Genomic DNA, 17970 nt, shown 5'->3' on the forward strand with positions numbered 1-17970 from the left:
AGCTACACCTCCACATCATACGGTTCATAGTCTTTTCTAAGCGGATATCCTACCCAATCATCTGGCATTAAAATACGCGTTAAATTCGGATGCCCTTTAAATACAATGCCTAGCAAATCGTACGCTTCTCTCTCCGGCCAGTCAGCCCCTTTCCAAAGCGCTGTCACAGACTCGACTTGCGGCGCTTCCCGGTCTAGTTTTACCTTCACCGCTACCGATTGTTTCTTGCCATATGAAAACAAATGAACATACACTTCCATATGTGTCACAAAATCCGTCGCATGTAGCTCTGACATATAATCAAAAGCAAGTCCCTCATGGAATCGCAGTGACTCCATCACTTCATAATATTTTGCGGGATCCACCACAAGAGTTGGCACATCCTTTGACAATTTATTAATATAGGAATCTACTAATGCACCCTCTCCTAACTTCTCCCTAATAGCCTCAACATACTGATTTAAATGCGGTTGATTTACGGACGGTTCTTCCTGCTTTGGCTCCTCCTCTTTCTTACCTTCAGCTCCCTTTGTCTTCGCTCTTGCAGCCGCTGCTGCTTTCGCTTTTGCAGCTGCAATTGCCTTGGCCTTTTCATCTCCCGAATCCCCATCACCTTGCGAGGCTTTCTGCTTCGCTAATGCTGCCGCTTTTGCCTTGGCCGCCGCCACCGCCTTCGCCTTGGCTTTCGCTTTTTCTTCTTCTGTTACTTCTTCTGTCCCTTCTCTTTTCTGTTTCGCTAACGCCGCCGCTTTTGCTTTTGCAGCTGCTGCCTTCGCCTTCGCTTTTTCTTCTTCCATTACTTCTTCTGTTCCTTCTCTTTTTTGCTTCGCTAACGCCGCCGCTTTTGCTTTTGCAGCTGCTGCCGCCTTCGCCTTCGCTTTTTCTTCTTCCGTTACTTCTTCTGTTCCTTCTCTTTTTTGCTTTGCTAACGCCGCCGCTTTTGCTTTTGCAGCTGCTGCTGCCTTCGCCTTCGCTTTCGCTTTTTCTTCTTCCGTTACTTCTTCTGTTCCTTCTCTTTTCTGCTTCGCTAACGCTGCCGCTTTTGCCTTTGCAGCCGCTGCTGCCTTTGCCTTCACTTTCGCTTTTTCTTCTTCCGTTACTTCTTCTGTTCCTTCTCTTTTCTGCTTCGCTAACGCTGCCGCTTTTGCTTTTGCTGCCGCTGCTGCCTTCGCCTTCACTTTCGCTTTTTCTTCTTCCGTTACTTCTTCTGTTCCTTCTCTTTTCTGCTTCGCTAACGCTGCCGCTTTTGCTTTTGCTGCCGCTGCTGCACGTCGTTTTGCTTCTTCTATAGTAATATCATCATTTTTTGGTAGCGCTTTCTCTTTTTCTCGATCTTCTGCCTCAAGCTCACTTATTTCCGCCCCGTGTTTCGCTACAAGGCGTTTTCTCGCTTCTTCTTTTGCACGCCTAGCTGCTTCTTTTTTCAGATCCTCTAAATCTTTGTTTGGATTACTCATTTATTCGTCACCTGCTTCCCGGTCTTTGCTTCGTAACGAATTTTTTCTTTTAATTTATTAATTCCATAAATTAAAGCAGCCGGATTTGGGGGACAACCAGGAATATACACATCAACTGGTACGATTTGGTCTACACCTTTCACAACAGCATATGAATTTACATACGGACCACCTGCTGTCGCACAAGATCCCATCGCAATAACCCATTTCGGTTCAGGCATTTGATCATATAAACGCCGAACAATAGGAGCCATCTTCTTCGTTACTGTTCCCGATACAATCATGACGTCCGATTGCCTTGGTGAAGTTCGAAAAAATGACCCAAATCGATCTAAATCATAATGTGATGAGCCTACTCCCATCATTTCAATTGCACAGCACGCCAGTCCGAATGTCATCGGCCATAAAGAATTGCTCCTCGCCCATCCTTTCAACTGTTCCAATGTAGAAAAAAAGATATTTCGTTCTAATTCTGCTCGCTCATTTGGATGTAATTCCTCAAAATTTATAACCATTGTAACACCTTCTTTTTCCAAGCATACGCTAATCCAACTAGCAACATTACAACAAAGATGAGCATCTCAATTAATGCAAATAAACCTAGCTTGTCATACGCAACAGCCCAAGGATATAAAAATAAAGTTTCTACATCAAAGATCACAAACAATAAAGCGAAAATATAATAACGAGCATGAAACCTAATATTTGCATCGTGAAAAGGCTCAATTCCACTCTCATACGTCGTCGCCTTTGCTGCACTTGGTTTATTTGGGCGCAGCATCCTTCCTAATGTAAGAGCCACTACCGGCAGCAATATACCTAATAGCAAGAAAATCAAAACGATCATATAACTATTTTCATATACACTTGCCATTGTGAAACCCTCCCCCCTAAATTAAGAACAAGTTCACATAGTAAACAATATGTCCTAGTTGCAGTAATTATTATTTTTAAATTTTTCTAAATAATGCAACTATTCTAATCATTATAGCAAACTTCAAATTCCTATGTCGATATGTTGGGAGACAGAAACAAGAATTATTAAAATCTATCTTTACAACTTGCTATAATTGTGCAAAATAAATATAAAACTTATATATGCTTTTCAAGGAACCGTAGGTGATATAAATGAAAAAACAAACACATGTAAGTATTCTTATAAGCATTGTATTGCTGTCCATAACGCTTCACTACGTAGCGATGCCTTTTCTATATGAATACTCATTTCCTTTTCAGCTATTAATCGGAACGAGTACCCTATTAATTGATATTATCGCTTGTAGTTATATTCTTTACTTTTCAAACATGAAAGAAGGGCTACCTCGTTTATTTTGGATCATATTATCTGTTGGAGCTCTCTCTTATTTTATCGGTGATATAGTCGTTGCCTATCAGCGTTTAATTGTAAAGGACTTCTATACGTTCGTTGATCCGTCTGATTTTTTTTACTTACTTTTTTTAGTTAGTTTTGCCTTTGCCTTTCTATACGAAATCATTTACAACCGAGATTTATTAGAAAAACTTTTTATGCTATGTGATATTTGTATTATCGTTACAGCCCAATTTACTTTAAGTTACTACTTACTTATTGAACGAACCATTCACATCTTTACAACATCCTATATCGACATATTTGTTCAACTTACCTATCCAATGGCTGATTTACTCTTTCTCTTAATAGGAATCAATCTTTTATTCAAACCACTATCCTTATTACCTAAAAAGGTTGGTGCGCTTCTTGGCAGTGCTTTAATTTTATATGCTACTACCGATGCGATTTATGCTTATATAAAATACTTCATACCAGAGTATTCTATGTTTACAGTTACTCCTTTCTATCAAGTAACCTTAGTACTAGTAGCAATTGCCTGTATTCTCCATACAAAAGAACCTGAAAAACAAGAACAAGTACTACTAACACTTAAAATTGGTGAAGCAATCCGATTATCATTACCGTATATTTCGGTAGTAATGCTTATTGTTTTTATATTAGTCGAATACGTTTTTGCGCCTATTATAGTAATCGGACTTATAATAACTTTCTCTTTCGTTCTCATACGTCATAGTTTAGTTCGAAAACAAAATAAAATATTATTGCTAGCTCAAATGCAATTCAACTCAGAACTCGAGAAACAAATTGAACTACGTACAGAAGATTTAGTAGAACAGAAAAATGAACTTTATCATAATCAACAAATGTTTAAATCTTTATATGAGCATCATCCAGATCCAATCTTCACATTAGATTTGTACGGTAATTTTCTCAAAGTAAATAACGCTGGTACTACTTTACTCGGTTATCAAACGAATGAATTATTAAACCAGCCTTACTATTCACTCATATACGAAGAAGATTTAGAAGAAATGATTAACGCCTTTCATCGTGTAAAAAAGGGATATTCTATCTCTTTAGAAATACGGGCGTACCATAAAAACAGAGATATTTACTACTTGCACGTTACCGCCGTACCGATCTTTTTAAAGGAAAAAATTTCTGGAGTTTATTTAATGATTAAAGATATTACGGAAAGCAAACAACAACAAGAACAAATTAATTTCCTAGCATACCATGATACTTTAACAGAGCTTGCAAATCGTCGTGCATTTCATAAACATTTAGAACAGGCAATTGCACGAGCAAAAGTATCGAAAAAGTCTTTTGCTGTTATGTTTCTCGACCTAGACCGTTTTAAAGTTATTAATGATACCCTCGGTCATCGAGTAGGAGACCTATTGCTTATCGCAGTAGCAAAAAGGCTCGAAAGAATATCAACATCAAATATGAAACTCGCGCGGCTAGCTGGAGATGAGTTCACAATCCTTATCGAGAATTACAAAAAAAAGCCAGATGTCCAAAAAATAGCTGATATGATTGTAGCGGCCATGAATGAGCCATTTGAAATCGAAAATCAACATTTACAAATCTCACCGAGTATCGGAATTGCAATATATCCTGAAGCAGGTGAAGATCCACTATCCATTTTGCAGCATGCTGATATGGCCATGTACGAAGCAAAGAATAAAGGAAAAAATGGTAGCTCTCTTTACACGAAAGAACTATATAAAAAAATGGAGCGAAAAGCTCGAATTGAAAAAGATTTGCCAATCGCTTTAGTAAACAAAGAATTTTATCTCGTTTATCAACCACAAATTGATACGACAACAAATAAAATTATCGGTGCTGAAGCTTTAATACGGTGGAAACACCCGCTATTAGGTGACATTTCACCATGTGAGTTTATTCCAATTGTAGAAGAGACGCCACAAGTAGTCCCACTTGGACATTGGGTATTACAAGAAGCTTGTCTCCAATTAAAAATATGGCATACCTTTGGCTACCAAAATTTAAAAATAAGTGTTAATTTATCTGCAAAAGAGTTCCGGCAAGATCAATTAATCGAAAACATTTCACAAATATTAAACGACGTGCAAGTCGATCCAAAATATGTAACCCTCGAGTTAACAGAAAGAATTGCAATGATTGACGAGAAAGAAACGTTATTGAGACTGAAGCAATTAAAAGAATACGGTATCCAAACTTCCATTGATGACTTCGGTACTGGGTATTCTTCTCTTGCTTATTTATCAATTTTTCCAATCGACACATTAAAAGTACCGAGAGAATTTACACAATTAGCTGATCATCGTCCTGAAGAACGAGCCATCGTTTCTACAATCCTTTCCCTCGCAAATACTTTAAATCTTTCAGTCGTTGCCGAAGGAATTGAAACCGAAAAACAGCTTAAGTTTCTGCAAAAACATAAATGTAAATATATGCAAGGTTACTATTTCAGTAAACCACTTACTAGCAATCAATTTATAAAGTTTCTACAAAAAACCCCCAGTATGAACAAATAATTCATACTGGGGGTTTTATAGTGCTAAATATTTTTCTCATAATATTCTTCTGCGATCTCTTCGTAAAAAGCCGCAGATGTTGTGTAGAAATATGGAATTAACCATAAGAATCCAATCCCTAACGTAATACAACTTAATATAAACCAACCGATAAAACTTAAACATAAAATGAAATACTCCATCTTATGTCCATCCATCATACGACGACTTTCTGTAATAGCTTGGTTCAGTGAATATTCAGGATGATCGTTTATAATAAAGTATGTCATCGCATAAGAAAATGATTTAATAATACCTGGAATAATGAACAATAACGTCCATAAGAAAAGATAAAGATTTACTAATAAATATAATAAAAATGATTTTAGAAATCTCTTTCCCTCTGAAAACCAAATGAATACATTACCGATACTAGCTTGATTTTCACGAAGGATATTTAAACCAAGGTAATATCCACCTAAAGTTAACGGTCCAGTAACAAAAAATGTAAGAATATTCGTTGAAAGTGAACCATTTGTTTTTTGCCAACCGAAAATTAAAGAAAATCCCCAATCAACACTAAAACTAAAAGCCGTGATAAGAATTGAAATGAGCAGTGTAGCTCCAACAGCTAATCCCCACTTCCCTTCTAATGAATCTAGTGCTTCTCCTTTTAGATCACTAATCATGCGTAGCCTCGCCTCCTATACACAATAATTCTATTAGTATAGCATGTTCCTATTGAAATTCACCTTTTGAAATGTAGCGATAAAAGTGTGCTGTCGTTGTACTCATATACGGACTAAGCCAAAGAAATCCTATTCCAAAAGTAAGAAGCGCTAAAACAACCCAGCCTATGAAGCTCAGCCATAAAAGAAACAAATCTAACTTATGACCCCTCATAAGATTCTTACTTTCCTTCATCGCCTGCGAAACACTATATTCTGGATTTTCAATCATCACATAGTACGTCAGTGCATAAGAAAAATACATCACAATCATACCAACAATTGAAATTGCTAATAGTACGAAGAAAGCTATTGTAAACGACAGATTTCCTTCTTCACCTAAGAATATGAATAAACCTGTTAACAACATCGGAATCCATGTACCTGTATATAACAAAATCGCAAGCATTGCCCACATTGTTTTCATCATTCTTTTAAAACCACGGAATCCTTCAAACAAGTAATCTACTTTAGCATCTTCTCGTTTACTAATTTGTAGAAACACATTCGTGTAACCGTATGAGGTAATACCATAAGATGCATTACTCAAAATAATCATTATGCAATAGAAAATCCCAAATGTAATAGCTGCTCCAACTGACATCGTTTCCGCCTCAACTGACCCAGCTAAGCTAACAACTAAGAAAAATATAATAATTCCTGGAATTAATAATATAAGCATTGCAGCCATCGAAACGACATAACTTAAAATAAAATATAAAATCGTTGATCCAACACCTAGTCCCCATTTCCCCTTTAAAGAGTACAATGCTTCTCGTTTCATTTCACCGATCATTGATTCATCCCCTTCATAAAATATAAATTGTTGTACACTTCTACTTATACAAGCATCAATATAATTATACCAGTTTTGTAAAATTATCCATAAAATACACAAAAAAAATCCGTAAAGGCAAGGCCCTTACGGATTTTTTTACTTCATATCAGAAACATTTAAACGGTTCACAGCACGTTGTAATGCCATTTCTGCACGTCTAAAGTCAACATGTGCTTGTTTGTCTTGCATACGTTGCTCAGCGCGACGCTTCGCTTCATTTGCACGATGGATATCGATATGGTTTGCTTCTTCAGCAGATGATGATAATACAGTTACTTTATCTGGACGAACTTCGATAAAGCCACCACTTACTGCTACATAATCAGTGTGTCCACCATTTTTCAGACGAACTGCACTAATTTTTAATGGTGCAACAGTTGGAATGTGACCTGGTAAGATCCCCATTTCCCCACTCTCTGCTTTTACACTTACCATTTCTACTTCTTTTTCGTAAACCGGTCCATCAGGAGTTACAATACTGACTGGAAATGTCTTCATACTTCGTCCCTCCTAAGGCCTTACGCCATCATTTTCTTCGCGTTCTCAATAACTTCTTCAATGCTACCAACAAGGCGGAATGCATCTTCTGGAAGGTCATCATATTTTCCTTCTAGAATTTCTTTGAAACCACTAACTGTATTTTTTACAGGTACATAAGAACCTTTTTGACCTGTAAACTGCTCAGCTACGTGGAAGTTTTGAGATAAGAAGAATTGAATACGACGAGCACGATGTACAACTAACTTATCTTCTTCAGATAACTCATCCATACCTAAGATAGCGATGATATCTTGAAGTTCTTTGTAACGTTGTAAAGTTTGCTGCACTTGACGTGCTACTTCATAATGCTCTTCTCCTACGATTTCTGGAGAAAGTGCACGAGATGTAGATGCTAATGGATCTACGGCTGGGTAAATACCCATTTGCGTTAAACGACGCTCTAAGTTTGTTGTTGCATCTAAGTGAGCGAATGTTGTAGCTGGTGCTGGGTCAGTATAGTCATCGGCTGGTACATATACCGCTTGGATAGACGTGATAGACCCTTTATTTGTAGATGTAATACGCTCTTGTAATTGACCCATTTCTGTTGCAAGTGTTGGTTGGTAACCTACCGCAGATGGCATACGACCAAGAAGGGCAGATACTTCAGAACCAGCTTGCGTGAAACGGAAGATGTTATCGATGAACAGAAGTACGTCTTGTCCTTGCTCATCACGGAAATGCTCAGCCATTGTTAAACCTGTTAATGCAACACGTTGACGTGCTCCAGGTGGCTCATTCATTTGTCCGAATACCATCGCAGTTTTCTTGATTACGCCAGAATCGCTCATTTCATGGTATAAGTCATTACCCTCACGAGTACGCTCACCTACACCAGCGAATACAGAGATACCACCGTGCTCTTGTGCGATGTTGTTAATTAATTCCTGAATTAATACTGTTTTACCTACGCCGGCACCACCGAATAGGCCGATCTTACCACCCTTAATGTAAGGAGCAAGTAAGTCTACTACTTTAATACCAGTTTCAAGAATTTCTACTTTAGTAGATAATTCTTCGAATGCAGGTGCTTGACGGTGAATTGGATCACGGTGTACATCCGCAGGAAGTTCACCATCTAAGTCAATTGCATCACCTAATACGTTGAATACACGACCAAGTGTTGCATCACCAACTGGTACAGAGATTGCTTTACCAGTATCTTCTACTTCTGTGCCACGAACAAGTCCATCTGTGGAAGACATCGCAACTGTACGAACTGTATCATCACCTAAATGAAGTGCAACTTCAAATGTTAAGTTCATGCTTCCGTTTTCGTTGCTTTGTTTTACCGTAAGGGCGTTGTAGATTTCTGGTAGCTTTCCGCCATCAAACTTAACGTCTACAACCGGACCCATGATTTGCGTAACGCGCCCTTTATTCATCGGGTTCCCTCCTAGCTTTCTTTTAATTAGCCAGCTCTCTAAGCGAAGTCGGCTTTTAATTTTTTATTAGTTTAGCTTACGCGACTCTTTTGAAAGAGCCGCTTCCGCTTTTTATTGAATCTAGTTCCAGCGGCTAGAACAGTCGGTCATTTCGCGCCTTCCTGTGAGGCAAACTACGCCTCTTCGTCAGGAGCTCCAATGCCCTCCTGTTCTGGACGAGCCGCTTCCACTTTATATTACTATTCTAACGCTGCTGCTCCACCAACGATTTCCGTAATTTCTTGCGTAATCGCTGCCTGACGCGCACGGTTGAATGAAAGTGTAAGTGAATCGATAACTTCCATTGCGTTGTCTGTAGCACTCTTCATTGCTGTCATACGCGCTGCGTGCTCACTTGCTTTACCATCTAGTAATGCACCGTACACTAAGCTTTCTGCGTATTGTGGCAATAATACTTTTAAAATTTCTTCTTCAGAAGGTTCAAATTCATAAGCTGTCGTCGGTTTGTCAGACGCCACATCAGTAAGCGGTAAAATTTTATTTTCCGTTACTTCTTGTGAAATTTTACTTACGTAATGGTTGTAGTAAATATACAGCTCATCATAAGCACCATCTGCGAACATCGCAATTGCTCGAGAAGCAAGATCTTTAATATCAGTAAATGATGGGTGGTCAGATAATCCAACTACTTCATCAATGATGTTAAAGCCGCGACGTTTTAAATAATCACGTCCTAGTCGTCCAAGTACAATAATTGAATATTGATTTGAATCCATATTATGACGTTCACGAATTACGTTACTTACTGTACGTAATACGTTACTGTTATAACCACCTGCTAGTCCGCGATCAGATGTAATAACGATGTATCCTGTACGCTTTACAGGACGCGCATTTAGCATTGGATGATTAATTCCTTTACTTCCTTGCGCAATGCTCGCTACTACTTCTTGAATCTTTTCCATATACGGAACGAAAGATTTAGCATTTTGCTCTGCACGGTTTAACTTAGATGCAGATACCATCTCCATCGCCTTCGTAATTTGACTCGTTTTCTTTGTCGAGGTAATCTTCGCTTTTATATCGCGTAAAGATGCCACAGGTTTTCACCACCTTTTTTCCGGAAGTTGGCACGATTAGTAAGAATCCTCTTCCTAATCTACGTTGCAAGATATTCTTGCTCATGATTGAAGGAAAAGAATAGGTGCACCTACTCTTTTCCTTTACATAACCGTCAGCAATCTCAGAGGCTGAGATGCCTTATATATTATCTAGCGTCGGCGGCTTGTACGAGCCGCTTCCGCTTTTATTAATCTAGTTCCGCCTCTTAGCCGATGGGGCTGAACAGTCGGCTTCACTTTTATTATTATTCAGAAGCTACGAATACTTTTTTAAATCCGTTAATTGCTGCTGCAAATTTGTCGTCATCCGCAAGTTTCTTAGTTGTGCGGATTTCTTCTAATAAGTCAGTCGCATTAGAATCTAACCAAGCATGGAATTCTTCTTCGAAACGAGTGATATCTACTACTGGGATATCATCTAGGAATCCACGTGTTAAAGCGTAAAGAATGATAACTTGTTTCTCTACACGTAACGGTTTGTGTAATCCTTGTTTTAATACCTCAACAGTACGAGCACCACGGTTTAATTTCGCTTGAGTTGCTTTATCAAGGTCAGAACCGAACTGAGCGAACGCTTCTAACTCACGGTAAGATGCAAGGTCAAGACGAAGTGTACCTGATACTTTACTCATTGCTTTAATCTGAGCAGATCCACCTACACGAGATACAGAAGTACCCGCATCGATCGCTGGACGTACGCCAGAGAAGAATAGGTCAGATTGTAAGAAGATTTGTCCATCCGTAATAGAAATTACGTTTGTTGGGATGTATGCTGATACGTCCCCTGCTTGTGTTTCGATGAAAGGTAGTGCAGTTAAAGAACCGCCGCCTCTTGCATCACTTAATTTTGCTGCACGCTCTAATAAGCGAGAATGTAAGTAGAATACATCCCCTGGATAAGCTTCACGACCTGGAGGACGACGTAATAGTAATGACAGCTCACGGTAAGCCGCTGCTTGTTTTGATAAGTCATCATATACTACTAATACGTGTTTACCATTGTACATGAACTCTTCACCCATTGTTACACCAGCATAAGGAGCTAAGTATAATAATGGAGCTGGTTGAGAAGCAGATGCAGTTACAACGATTGTGTACTCTAATGCACCGTGCTTACGTAGTGTTTCTACTACGTTACGTACAGTTGATTCTTTTTGTCCGATAGCTACATAGATACAAATCATATCTTCATCTTTTTGGTTAATGATTGTATCAAGTGCAACTGCTGTTTTACCAGTTTGACGGTCACCGATGATTAACTCACGTTGACCACGGCCAATTGGTACAAGAGCGTCGATCGCTTTAATACCTGTTTGAAGTGGCTCATGAACAGATTTACGATCCATTACACCTGGTGCTGGACTTTCGATTGGACGAGTGTTTGTTGTATTGATTGGGCCTAAACCATCAACTGGTTGACCTAATGGGTTTACAACACGACCAATTAGTTCTTTTCCTACTGGTACTTGCATGATGCGACCAGTACGACGAACTTCGTCACCTTCACGGATTTCTGTGTAAGGTCCTAAAATGATAATACCTACGTTGTTTTCCTCTAAGTTTTGTGCTAGTCCCATAACGCCGTTAGAGAACTCTACAAGCTCACCAGCCATAACGTTATCAAGACCATGAGCACGCGCAATACCGTCACCAACTTGGATAACTGTACCAACATCACTAACTTCGATTTCAGACTGATAGTTCTCGATTTGTTGCTTTATCAGTGCGCTAATTTCTTCAGCTCTGATGCTCATGTGCTTCACCCCTATCTATTCTTCATTAATTCACGCTGAATACGTGCTAATTTTCCTTGTAAACTTCCGTCATAAATGCGATTTCCAATGCGTACTTTAATTCCGCCTAGTAAATCTTCATCTACAACATTTTTCACGCGAATTGCATCTTTTCCCGTTCTCTTTGCAAATGCTTCTGCAATGTTAAGCTTCTCTTCTTCAGATAGAAGACGAATAGAATATACAGTTGCATCCGCTACGTTACGTTCTTCATTAGCAAGAACAACATATTCATCTGCAATTTCAGGTAAGATATCAATACGCTTGTTATCAATTAAAATATATAACGTATTTAAAATTGATTCAGAAACAGATCCGAATACGTTTGCAAGAAACGTTTTCTTCTGCTCTTTTGAAATGTTCGGTTGCGTTAAAAAGCTATGTAGTTCTCCGTTCTTTACATAAACGTTTTGTACAAGGCGTAATTCTTCTTCAAACATTTCTAATACGTGTTTTTCTTTTGCAATTTTAAAAAGAGCGACAGCATAACGTTTTGCTACAATCCCATTGCTCATCGCGCTTCTCCTACTTCTTTAATATAATCGCGAATTAACTTAACTTGATCTTCTTCTTTTAATTCTTTTTCAATTACTTTAGAAGCAATTTGAACAGATAAAGAAGCGACTTGTTCTTGTAAAGCAGCAATCGCTTGCTCTTTTTCGCGTTGAATTTCTTGTACAGCAGATGCTTTAATTGATTCTGCTTCTTCTTTCGCAGCAGCAACAATAACATCCTTTTGATCTACAGCTTGTTTTTTCGCTCTTTCGATTAACTCTTGTGCTTCAACACGTGATTGTTTTAACATTTCACGTTGTTCTTCTACTAACTTCTTCGCTTCAGCGTTACTTCTTTCTGCAGCGTCGATTTCATTAGTAACATGCTCTTCACGTTCTTTCATAATTCCCATTAAAGGACCCCACGCAAATTTGCGTAGCATTACTAATAGAATTAAGAAAATGAACAATGTATAAGCAATCGTTCCAAATGGAATGGCAGCTCCTAATAATAAAGTTGGCACAAGGATTCACTCCCTTCAAAATATCTAAATTGATCATATGAAAAAAAAAGACATACGTTTCGTTCATAAAGCAATGGCGAAGAAAGTTCGGAAAAACACTCTTCGCCATCTATGTAAGGGGAGTCTCCCTTATTTGTTCATTACGATGAATGCAATAACTACACCGATGATTGGAAGTGCCTCAACTAAAGCAACCCCGATGAACATAATTGTTTGAAGTGCGCCTTTTAATTCTGGTTGACGAGCAACACCTTCGATTGTACGTGATACGATAAGACCGTTACCAATACCTGCACCTAATGCTGATAAACCAATTGCAATTGCAGCTGCGATTACACCTAAACTCATTTAATTTGTCCTCCTTTGTATTATAAAAAAATAAATTTTTTCTTACTTAAATTATATTAATGGTCATGACTTACTTTATGAGCCATATAAACCATCGTTAACATAACGAAAATAAATGCTTGGATTGATCCAACGAATACACTGAATCCCATCCATGCTAACATTGGTACAAGCGCACCTAATGCTCCAAGGAATGATGCCCCGCCTAACTTAGCAAGTAATCCTAATAAGATCTCACCTGCATAAATGTTACCGAATAAACGAAGACCTAACGTTAATGTGTTAGCAAACTCCTCAATAACCTTTAATGGGAATAAGAATTTCATAGGTTGGAAATAACCTTTAACATACTCTTTCGTACCCTTCATCTTAATTCCATAATAATGGGTGAGGGTAACTACCATCACGGCTAATGTTAATGTAACTGCTGGATCAGACGTTGGTGACCTCCACCATGCAATATGTTCGCCAGCTTCAGTTGCTGAATACATGAATGGTAAACCAAGGAAGTTCGATACGATGATAAACATGATAAGCGTAACGCCAAGCGTTAAGAAACGTCCACCTGTTTTCCAGTCCATCGTACTATTGATAATCCCTTTCACGAAGTCAAACACCCATTCCATGAAGTTTTGCATCCCGGTTGGGCGAAGGGCTAAGCTGCGAGTTCCGATAACAGCGATTAAGAAAACAATAACTGCTGCTACAGTAACCATCATAACTGATGACAAATCGAACGTTAAACCTAGAAATTCAACTAATTTACCGTGTTCCACTAGTAATTCACCTCTCTTCCCTGCTCTTATACTCTAAATAAAGAAAATCTATGATCATGACAAGGTATCCTGTCAGCAATCCTACACCTAAGCCCCACATCGCAATTAACTCTTGATATTTGGCTGCAAATAAAATTAATAACCCAATCGTGGCGAATCTTGAATATGTACTTACAGCTGTCGCCTTAAACTTCACGTTTTCTCCATTTGTTACGCGATCTAACAGCTTGTCTGTTCTACGTGCAATGATGCGCAAACTAAGAAAACTGAAAATCGTTCCGATAATCAGCCCAAGAAATACATCCTTGTAAGAGGTAAATCCCCATCCTAGCACTAGAAGCGCAAGCAAGTAGTACATATATTTCTTTTGTCTTTGGACAAGTCCATGTACGTCTATCATCATTGCTCTCCCGAATAGTAATGTCGAATGAGTCGAATCATTGCGTATACCCCTGTTCCTAACCCGAGTAATAACCCTATAATAAGAAACAATGGAAACGTTCCAACCTTATTATCAATCCACTGCCCACCAAAGATTCCAACAAGTATAGAACCGACTAACTGAGCAAGAATTCCTGACATTAAAGCATATGCTTTTATATGGCTGCGATCGTTTTTTTGCAAGGATTCATCCCTCCAATATGTAACCCTCATTCACGATGTGTTAATAATAACTCATTTTTTTGCATAAATCCTATACAAAACAAAAAGTTTACATTTTCGTCACGGAATAGATGTAATTTTGTCACTGAAAGCCCTACCATCTATCCCCGTTGTTAGCATACAATAGGGTATTAACAGTGTCAACGAGAAATCGTAAAAAATCTAAAAATTTGAGTATTAGGCATTTCCTCCCAAAAATGAAAACGTTCCCCTTCTAAATACTGGTTACATATATGCAATTTCTAACAGTTTTCTCTTTATAATAGAAGGAAATGTTCACAAGTTTGTCACTATTATATTTTCGAGATATAACGCTTTCCTTCCATAATATAGTGTTCCTCAGACGTAAGACTTCTATATTATATGTGATGTGTATGCAACTTATGTTGTATATACGATGTATATTTATCCTCCCCCTCCCCTACTTGCTTGCAGCAAAAAAAAAAAAAAACGAGCAGGGGAATCTCCCCTGCTCGTCAGTTGTCTTACTTCGTTCCGAATAAACGGTCACCAGCATCACCAAGACCTGGTACTACATATCCGTGGTCATTTAATTTCTCATCTAATGCTGCTACATAAATATCAACATCAGGATGTTCTTCTTGTACTACTTTTACCCCTTCTGGAGCTGCAACGATACACATTAATTTAATTTGTTTCGCACCGCGCTTTTTCAGAGAGTTAATCGCTTCAGCCGCAGAACCACCTGTTGCTAGCATCGGATCTAGTACGATAAAGTCGCGCTCTTCTACATCCGTTGGAAGTTTCACATAGTATTCTACCGGTTGCAATGTTTTAGGGTCACGGTATAAACCAACGTGTCCTACTTTTGCTGCTGGAATTAATTTCAGAATTCCATCAACCATTCCTAAACCTGCACGTAAAATCGGAATTAAACCAAGTTTTTTACCAGCGATCACTTTTGTTGTCGCTTTGCTTACAGGCGTTTCAATTTCGATGTCCTTAAGCGGAAGGTCGCGAGTAATTTCGAAAGCCATTAAGCTTGCTACTTCGTCCACTAATTCACGAAAATCTTTCGTACCTGTATTCTTATCGCGAATATATGTAATCTTATGTTGAATTAACGGGTGATCAAATACATACAGTTTTCCCATGTGAATCTCTCCTTTAGATGATATTCATGCGTTTGCACGCTTTTTTACACTATTTACGATTGTAAAGAAAACGCTACTAATATTCAAGGGCAAATTTGGCAAAATCATGATTTTACGATGAATCTATCTAGTATCTTTACCAATTATGGGAGCTGTATCCTTCATTATATCGCCAAAATTTATTCATCATTTGTATACATACTTTAAAAATAATATATGTCCACAAAAAAGACCGCCAAAACAATTAAGTCTCGGCAGTCTTCTTCAATCTATTATAGATTTGGATACATTGGGAATTTGCTAGTTAACGCTTCTACACGCTTACGTACTTCTTCTAATGCAGCTTCATTTTCATGATTTTTTAATGTATAAGCAATAAGTGACGCAATTTCATCCATTTCTTCTAAACCGAAACCACGAGATGTTACAGCTGCTGTACCGATACGTACACCACTTGTTACAAATGGGCTTGCTGTTTCAAATGGAATTGTATTTTTGTTCACTGTAATACCAACTTCATCTAATACGTGCTCTGCTACTTTACCTGTGATTTCTAAGTTACGAACATCAATCAAGATTAAGTGATTGTCTGTTCCGCCAGAAACAAGTGTAAGTCCTTCTTTTTGAAGACCTTCAGCTAAGCGATTCGCATTGTTAATGATATTTTGTGCATATGTTTTGAAATCATCTTGAAGTGCTTCACCAAACGCAACAGCTTTTGCAGCGATTACGTGCATAAGTGGACCACCTTGAATACCAGGGAAGATTGATTTATCAATTTGTTTTGCAAATTGCTCTTCACATAAAATCATACCACCACGCGGGCCACGTAACGTTTTATGTGTTGTCGTTGTAACGAAATGTGCATGTGGTACTGGATTCGGATGTAAACCAGCAGCTACTAAACCAGCGATATGTGCCATATCAACCATTAAATAAGCGCCCACTTCATCTGCAATCTCACGGAATCGCTTGAAATCGATAACACGAGGGTATGCACTTGCACCTGCAACGATTAATTTTGGTTTATGTTCTTTCGCTTTTGCTAATACATCATCGTAATTAATACGGTGAGAGTCAGCATCCACGCCATATTCTACGAAATTATATTGTACTCCACTGAAGTTAACAGGGCTTCCGTGTGTTAAGTGACCACCATGAGATAAATTCATACCAAGTACTGTATCGCCTTGCTCTAAAATCGTGAAGTATACTGCCATGTTCGCTTGTGCACCAGAGTGTGGTTGAACATTTACGTGCTCTGCGCCGAAAATTTCTTTCACGCGATCACGTGCGATATCTTCTACTACGTCTACGTGTTCACAGCCACCATAATAACGTTTTCCAGGATATCCTTCAGCATACTTATTCGTTAAAACAGAACCTTGCGCCTCCATTACTGCTTCACTTACGAAGTTTTCCGAAGCAATTAACTCAATCTTCGAACGCTGTCTTCCTAGTTCTGCCTCAATTGCAGCAAATACCTTTTCATCTTGACGTTTTAAATGATCCACCAAAATCCCCCTTTTCTGAACGAATTACATCAATTCCCAACAGTTTTTTCTTATTTATTCAGAAAAAACGAAAATTCAGGTTGTAATTCTTTCGAACCTTCATGTTTTCAACTACATTCTAACATGACTTTCTATATCATAAAAGAAAAAAAAGACCGAAAATCGGTCTTTTCTTTCTTCTACTATAAAGTCAGACAACATACCTTTTATCTTATGATAAACAGCTACTATATGACTTCCTAATTTCTCATATTTAACTGCAAGTGGTAGTCTCTTCCGCCACCGCGTAAACAGCACGTGCTCCACCTATTAGTTTTCCACGTGTTTTGGCCATCGTTACATGTGCACTTCCAATTGCCTTCACACTTGTACGAACCGGAACAGCTACATGTTTTAAATGCATACCAATAAACGTATCACCAATATCCATTCCTGCATCTGCTTTAATAAACTCAACTACTACCGGATCTTTCAAATTGTGATACGCATATGTCCCCAATGCACCACCTGCTGATCTAACAGGCGTAACTGTTACAATTTCAAATTGATATTTTATCGCTACTTCTCTCTCAACCACTAAAGCACGGTTTAAATGCTCACAACATTGAAACGCTAATTCAATACCTGTTTGCTCTTGAAATTGTTTTAACTCAGAAAAAATCGCCTCTGCTACTTCCATCGTTCCTGATGTTCCAATTCTTTCGCCTAGCACTTCACTCGTGCTACAACCCACTACAAAAATTTGACCGCTTTGTAATGAAGCTTGTTCTTGGAAATCAGAAAGCGACATTTGTAGCTGTTCTCTTACCTTTACGATTTCTGTCATTACGCCTCTTC

The 17970-nt window shown here is 38.4% G+C and carries 20 protein-coding genes; 1 reads left to right on the forward strand and 19 read right to left on the reverse strand.

What is annotated here, in order from left to right:
- Positions 1 to 2: 2 nt before the first annotated feature.
- Genes MHH27_RS27350 through nuoA form a run of 3 tightly spaced genes read right to left on the reverse strand, consistent with a single transcriptional unit; the run spans position 3 to position 2331 of the window.
- Complete coding sequence (locus MHH27_RS27350) at positions 3 to 1457, reverse strand: NADH-quinone oxidoreductase subunit C (RefSeq protein WP_340944703.1); 1455 nt, start codon at positions 1455 to 1457, stop codon at positions 3 to 5.
- Entirely contained in the window at positions 1454 to 1972 is a 519-nt protein-coding gene (gene nuoB / locus MHH27_RS27355) for an NADH-quinone oxidoreductase subunit NuoB (RefSeq protein WP_000236331.1), read from the reverse strand. Before nuoB ends, MHH27_RS27350 begins: the two co-directional genes overlap by 4 nt.
- Positions 1963 to 2331: an NADH-quinone oxidoreductase subunit NuoA gene (nuoA, locus tag MHH27_RS27360; protein WP_000179273.1), complete on the reverse strand. Its 369-nt coding sequence runs from the start codon at positions 2329 to 2331 to the stop codon at positions 1963 to 1965. Before nuoA ends, nuoB begins: the two co-directional genes overlap by 10 nt.
- A gap of 254 nt (positions 2332 to 2585) precedes the next feature.
- Here nuoA and MHH27_RS27365 point away from each other — a divergent pair, with 254 nt between their 5' ends.
- Entirely contained in the window at positions 2586 to 5315 is a 2730-nt protein-coding gene (locus MHH27_RS27365) for a putative bifunctional diguanylate cyclase/phosphodiesterase (RefSeq protein ID WP_063549159.1), read from the forward strand.
- Positions 5316 to 5338: 23 nt separating this feature from the next.
- On the opposite strand, the gene MHH27_RS27370 is transcribed toward MHH27_RS27365, so the two are convergent.
- From MHH27_RS27370 to MHH27_RS27445, 16 genes are all read right to left on the reverse strand, one after another.
- The gene (locus tag MHH27_RS27370; protein WP_023523558.1) at positions 5339 to 5983 is read right to left on the reverse strand and encodes a DUF975 family protein; all 645 of its coding nucleotides are present in this window, start codon (positions 5981 to 5983) and stop codon (positions 5339 to 5341) included.
- 49 nt (positions 5984 to 6032) lie between these two features.
- Positions 6033 to 6818, reverse strand: coding sequence for a DUF975 family protein (locus MHH27_RS27375; RefSeq protein WP_098566614.1), 786 nt, complete (start codon positions 6816 to 6818; stop codon positions 6033 to 6035).
- Positions 6819 to 6956: 138 nt separating this feature from the next.
- Positions 6957 to 7358 (reverse strand): F0F1 ATP synthase subunit epsilon, encoded by a 402-nt coding sequence (atpC, locus tag MHH27_RS27380; protein ID WP_000847215.1) that lies wholly within the window; start codon positions 7356 to 7358, stop codon positions 6957 to 6959.
- A gap of 20 nt (positions 7359 to 7378) precedes the next feature.
- Positions 7379 to 8785 (reverse strand): F0F1 ATP synthase subunit beta, encoded by a 1407-nt coding sequence (gene atpD, locus MHH27_RS27385; protein ID WP_001032596.1) that lies wholly within the window; start codon positions 8783 to 8785, stop codon positions 7379 to 7381.
- A 239-nt stretch (positions 8786 to 9024) separates the two neighbouring features.
- Positions 9025 to 9885 (reverse strand): F0F1 ATP synthase subunit gamma, encoded by an 861-nt coding sequence (atpG, locus tag MHH27_RS27390; RefSeq protein ID WP_000157703.1) that lies wholly within the window; start codon positions 9883 to 9885, stop codon positions 9025 to 9027.
- A 266-nt stretch (positions 9886 to 10151) separates the two neighbouring features.
- Positions 10152 to 11660: a F0F1 ATP synthase subunit alpha gene (gene atpA / locus MHH27_RS27395; RefSeq protein ID WP_000027521.1), complete on the reverse strand. Its 1509-nt coding sequence runs from the start codon at positions 11658 to 11660 to the stop codon at positions 10152 to 10154.
- Between the two features lie 11 nt (positions 11661 to 11671).
- A complete protein-coding gene (atpH, locus tag MHH27_RS27400) occupies positions 11672 to 12214 on the reverse strand; it encodes a F0F1 ATP synthase subunit delta (protein WP_000064682.1) in 543 nt (180 codons plus the stop codon).
- Complete coding sequence (atpF, locus tag MHH27_RS27405; protein ID WP_001142615.1) at positions 12211 to 12717, reverse strand: F0F1 ATP synthase subunit B; 507 nt, start codon at positions 12715 to 12717, stop codon at positions 12211 to 12213. Before atpF ends, atpH begins: the two co-directional genes overlap by 4 nt.
- A 129-nt stretch (positions 12718 to 12846) precedes the next feature.
- The gene (atpE, locus tag MHH27_RS27410) at positions 12847 to 13065 is read right to left on the reverse strand and encodes a F0F1 ATP synthase subunit C (RefSeq protein WP_000052064.1); all 219 of its coding nucleotides are present in this window, start codon (positions 13063 to 13065) and stop codon (positions 12847 to 12849) included.
- Positions 13066 to 13121: 56 nt separating this feature from the next.
- Complete coding sequence (atpB, locus tag MHH27_RS27415) at positions 13122 to 13841, reverse strand: F0F1 ATP synthase subunit A (RefSeq protein WP_000399870.1); 720 nt, start codon at positions 13839 to 13841, stop codon at positions 13122 to 13124.
- A gap of 7 nt (positions 13842 to 13848) precedes the next feature.
- Complete coding sequence (locus tag MHH27_RS27420) at positions 13849 to 14241, reverse strand: ATP synthase subunit I (RefSeq protein ID WP_000567600.1); 393 nt, start codon at positions 14239 to 14241, stop codon at positions 13849 to 13851.
- Complete coding sequence (locus tag MHH27_RS27425) at positions 14241 to 14465, reverse strand: AtpZ/AtpI family protein (RefSeq protein WP_001171223.1); 225 nt, start codon at positions 14463 to 14465, stop codon at positions 14241 to 14243. The genes MHH27_RS27420 and MHH27_RS27425 overlap by 1 nt, the downstream gene beginning before the upstream one ends.
- Positions 14466 to 14491: 26 nt before the next feature.
- A complete protein-coding gene (locus MHH27_RS27430) occupies positions 14492 to 14605 on the reverse strand; it encodes a DUF4024 domain-containing protein (protein ID WP_000232962.1) in 114 nt (37 codons plus the stop codon).
- A gap of 384 nt (positions 14606 to 14989) precedes the next feature.
- On the reverse strand, positions 14990 to 15619 hold the full coding sequence (gene upp, locus MHH27_RS27435; RefSeq protein ID WP_000517539.1) for a uracil phosphoribosyltransferase: 630 nt from the start codon (positions 15617 to 15619) through the stop codon (positions 14990 to 14992).
- A 272-nt stretch (positions 15620 to 15891) separates the two neighbouring features.
- Positions 15892 to 17133, reverse strand: a complete 1242-nt coding sequence (gene glyA / locus MHH27_RS27440; protein ID WP_000349806.1) for a serine hydroxymethyltransferase — start codon at positions 17131 to 17133, stop codon at positions 15892 to 15894.
- 253 nt (positions 17134 to 17386) lie between these two features.
- Entirely contained in the window at positions 17387 to 17959 is a 573-nt protein-coding gene (locus MHH27_RS27445) for a TIGR01440 family protein (protein WP_000136377.1), read from the reverse strand.
- Positions 17960 to 17970 lie beyond the last annotated feature (11 nt).

This window comes from Bacillus sp. FSL L8-0152, from assembly GCF_038006365.1.
Taxonomy (GTDB): Bacteria; Bacillota; Bacilli; order Bacillales; family Bacillaceae_G; genus Bacillus_A; species Bacillus_A cereus.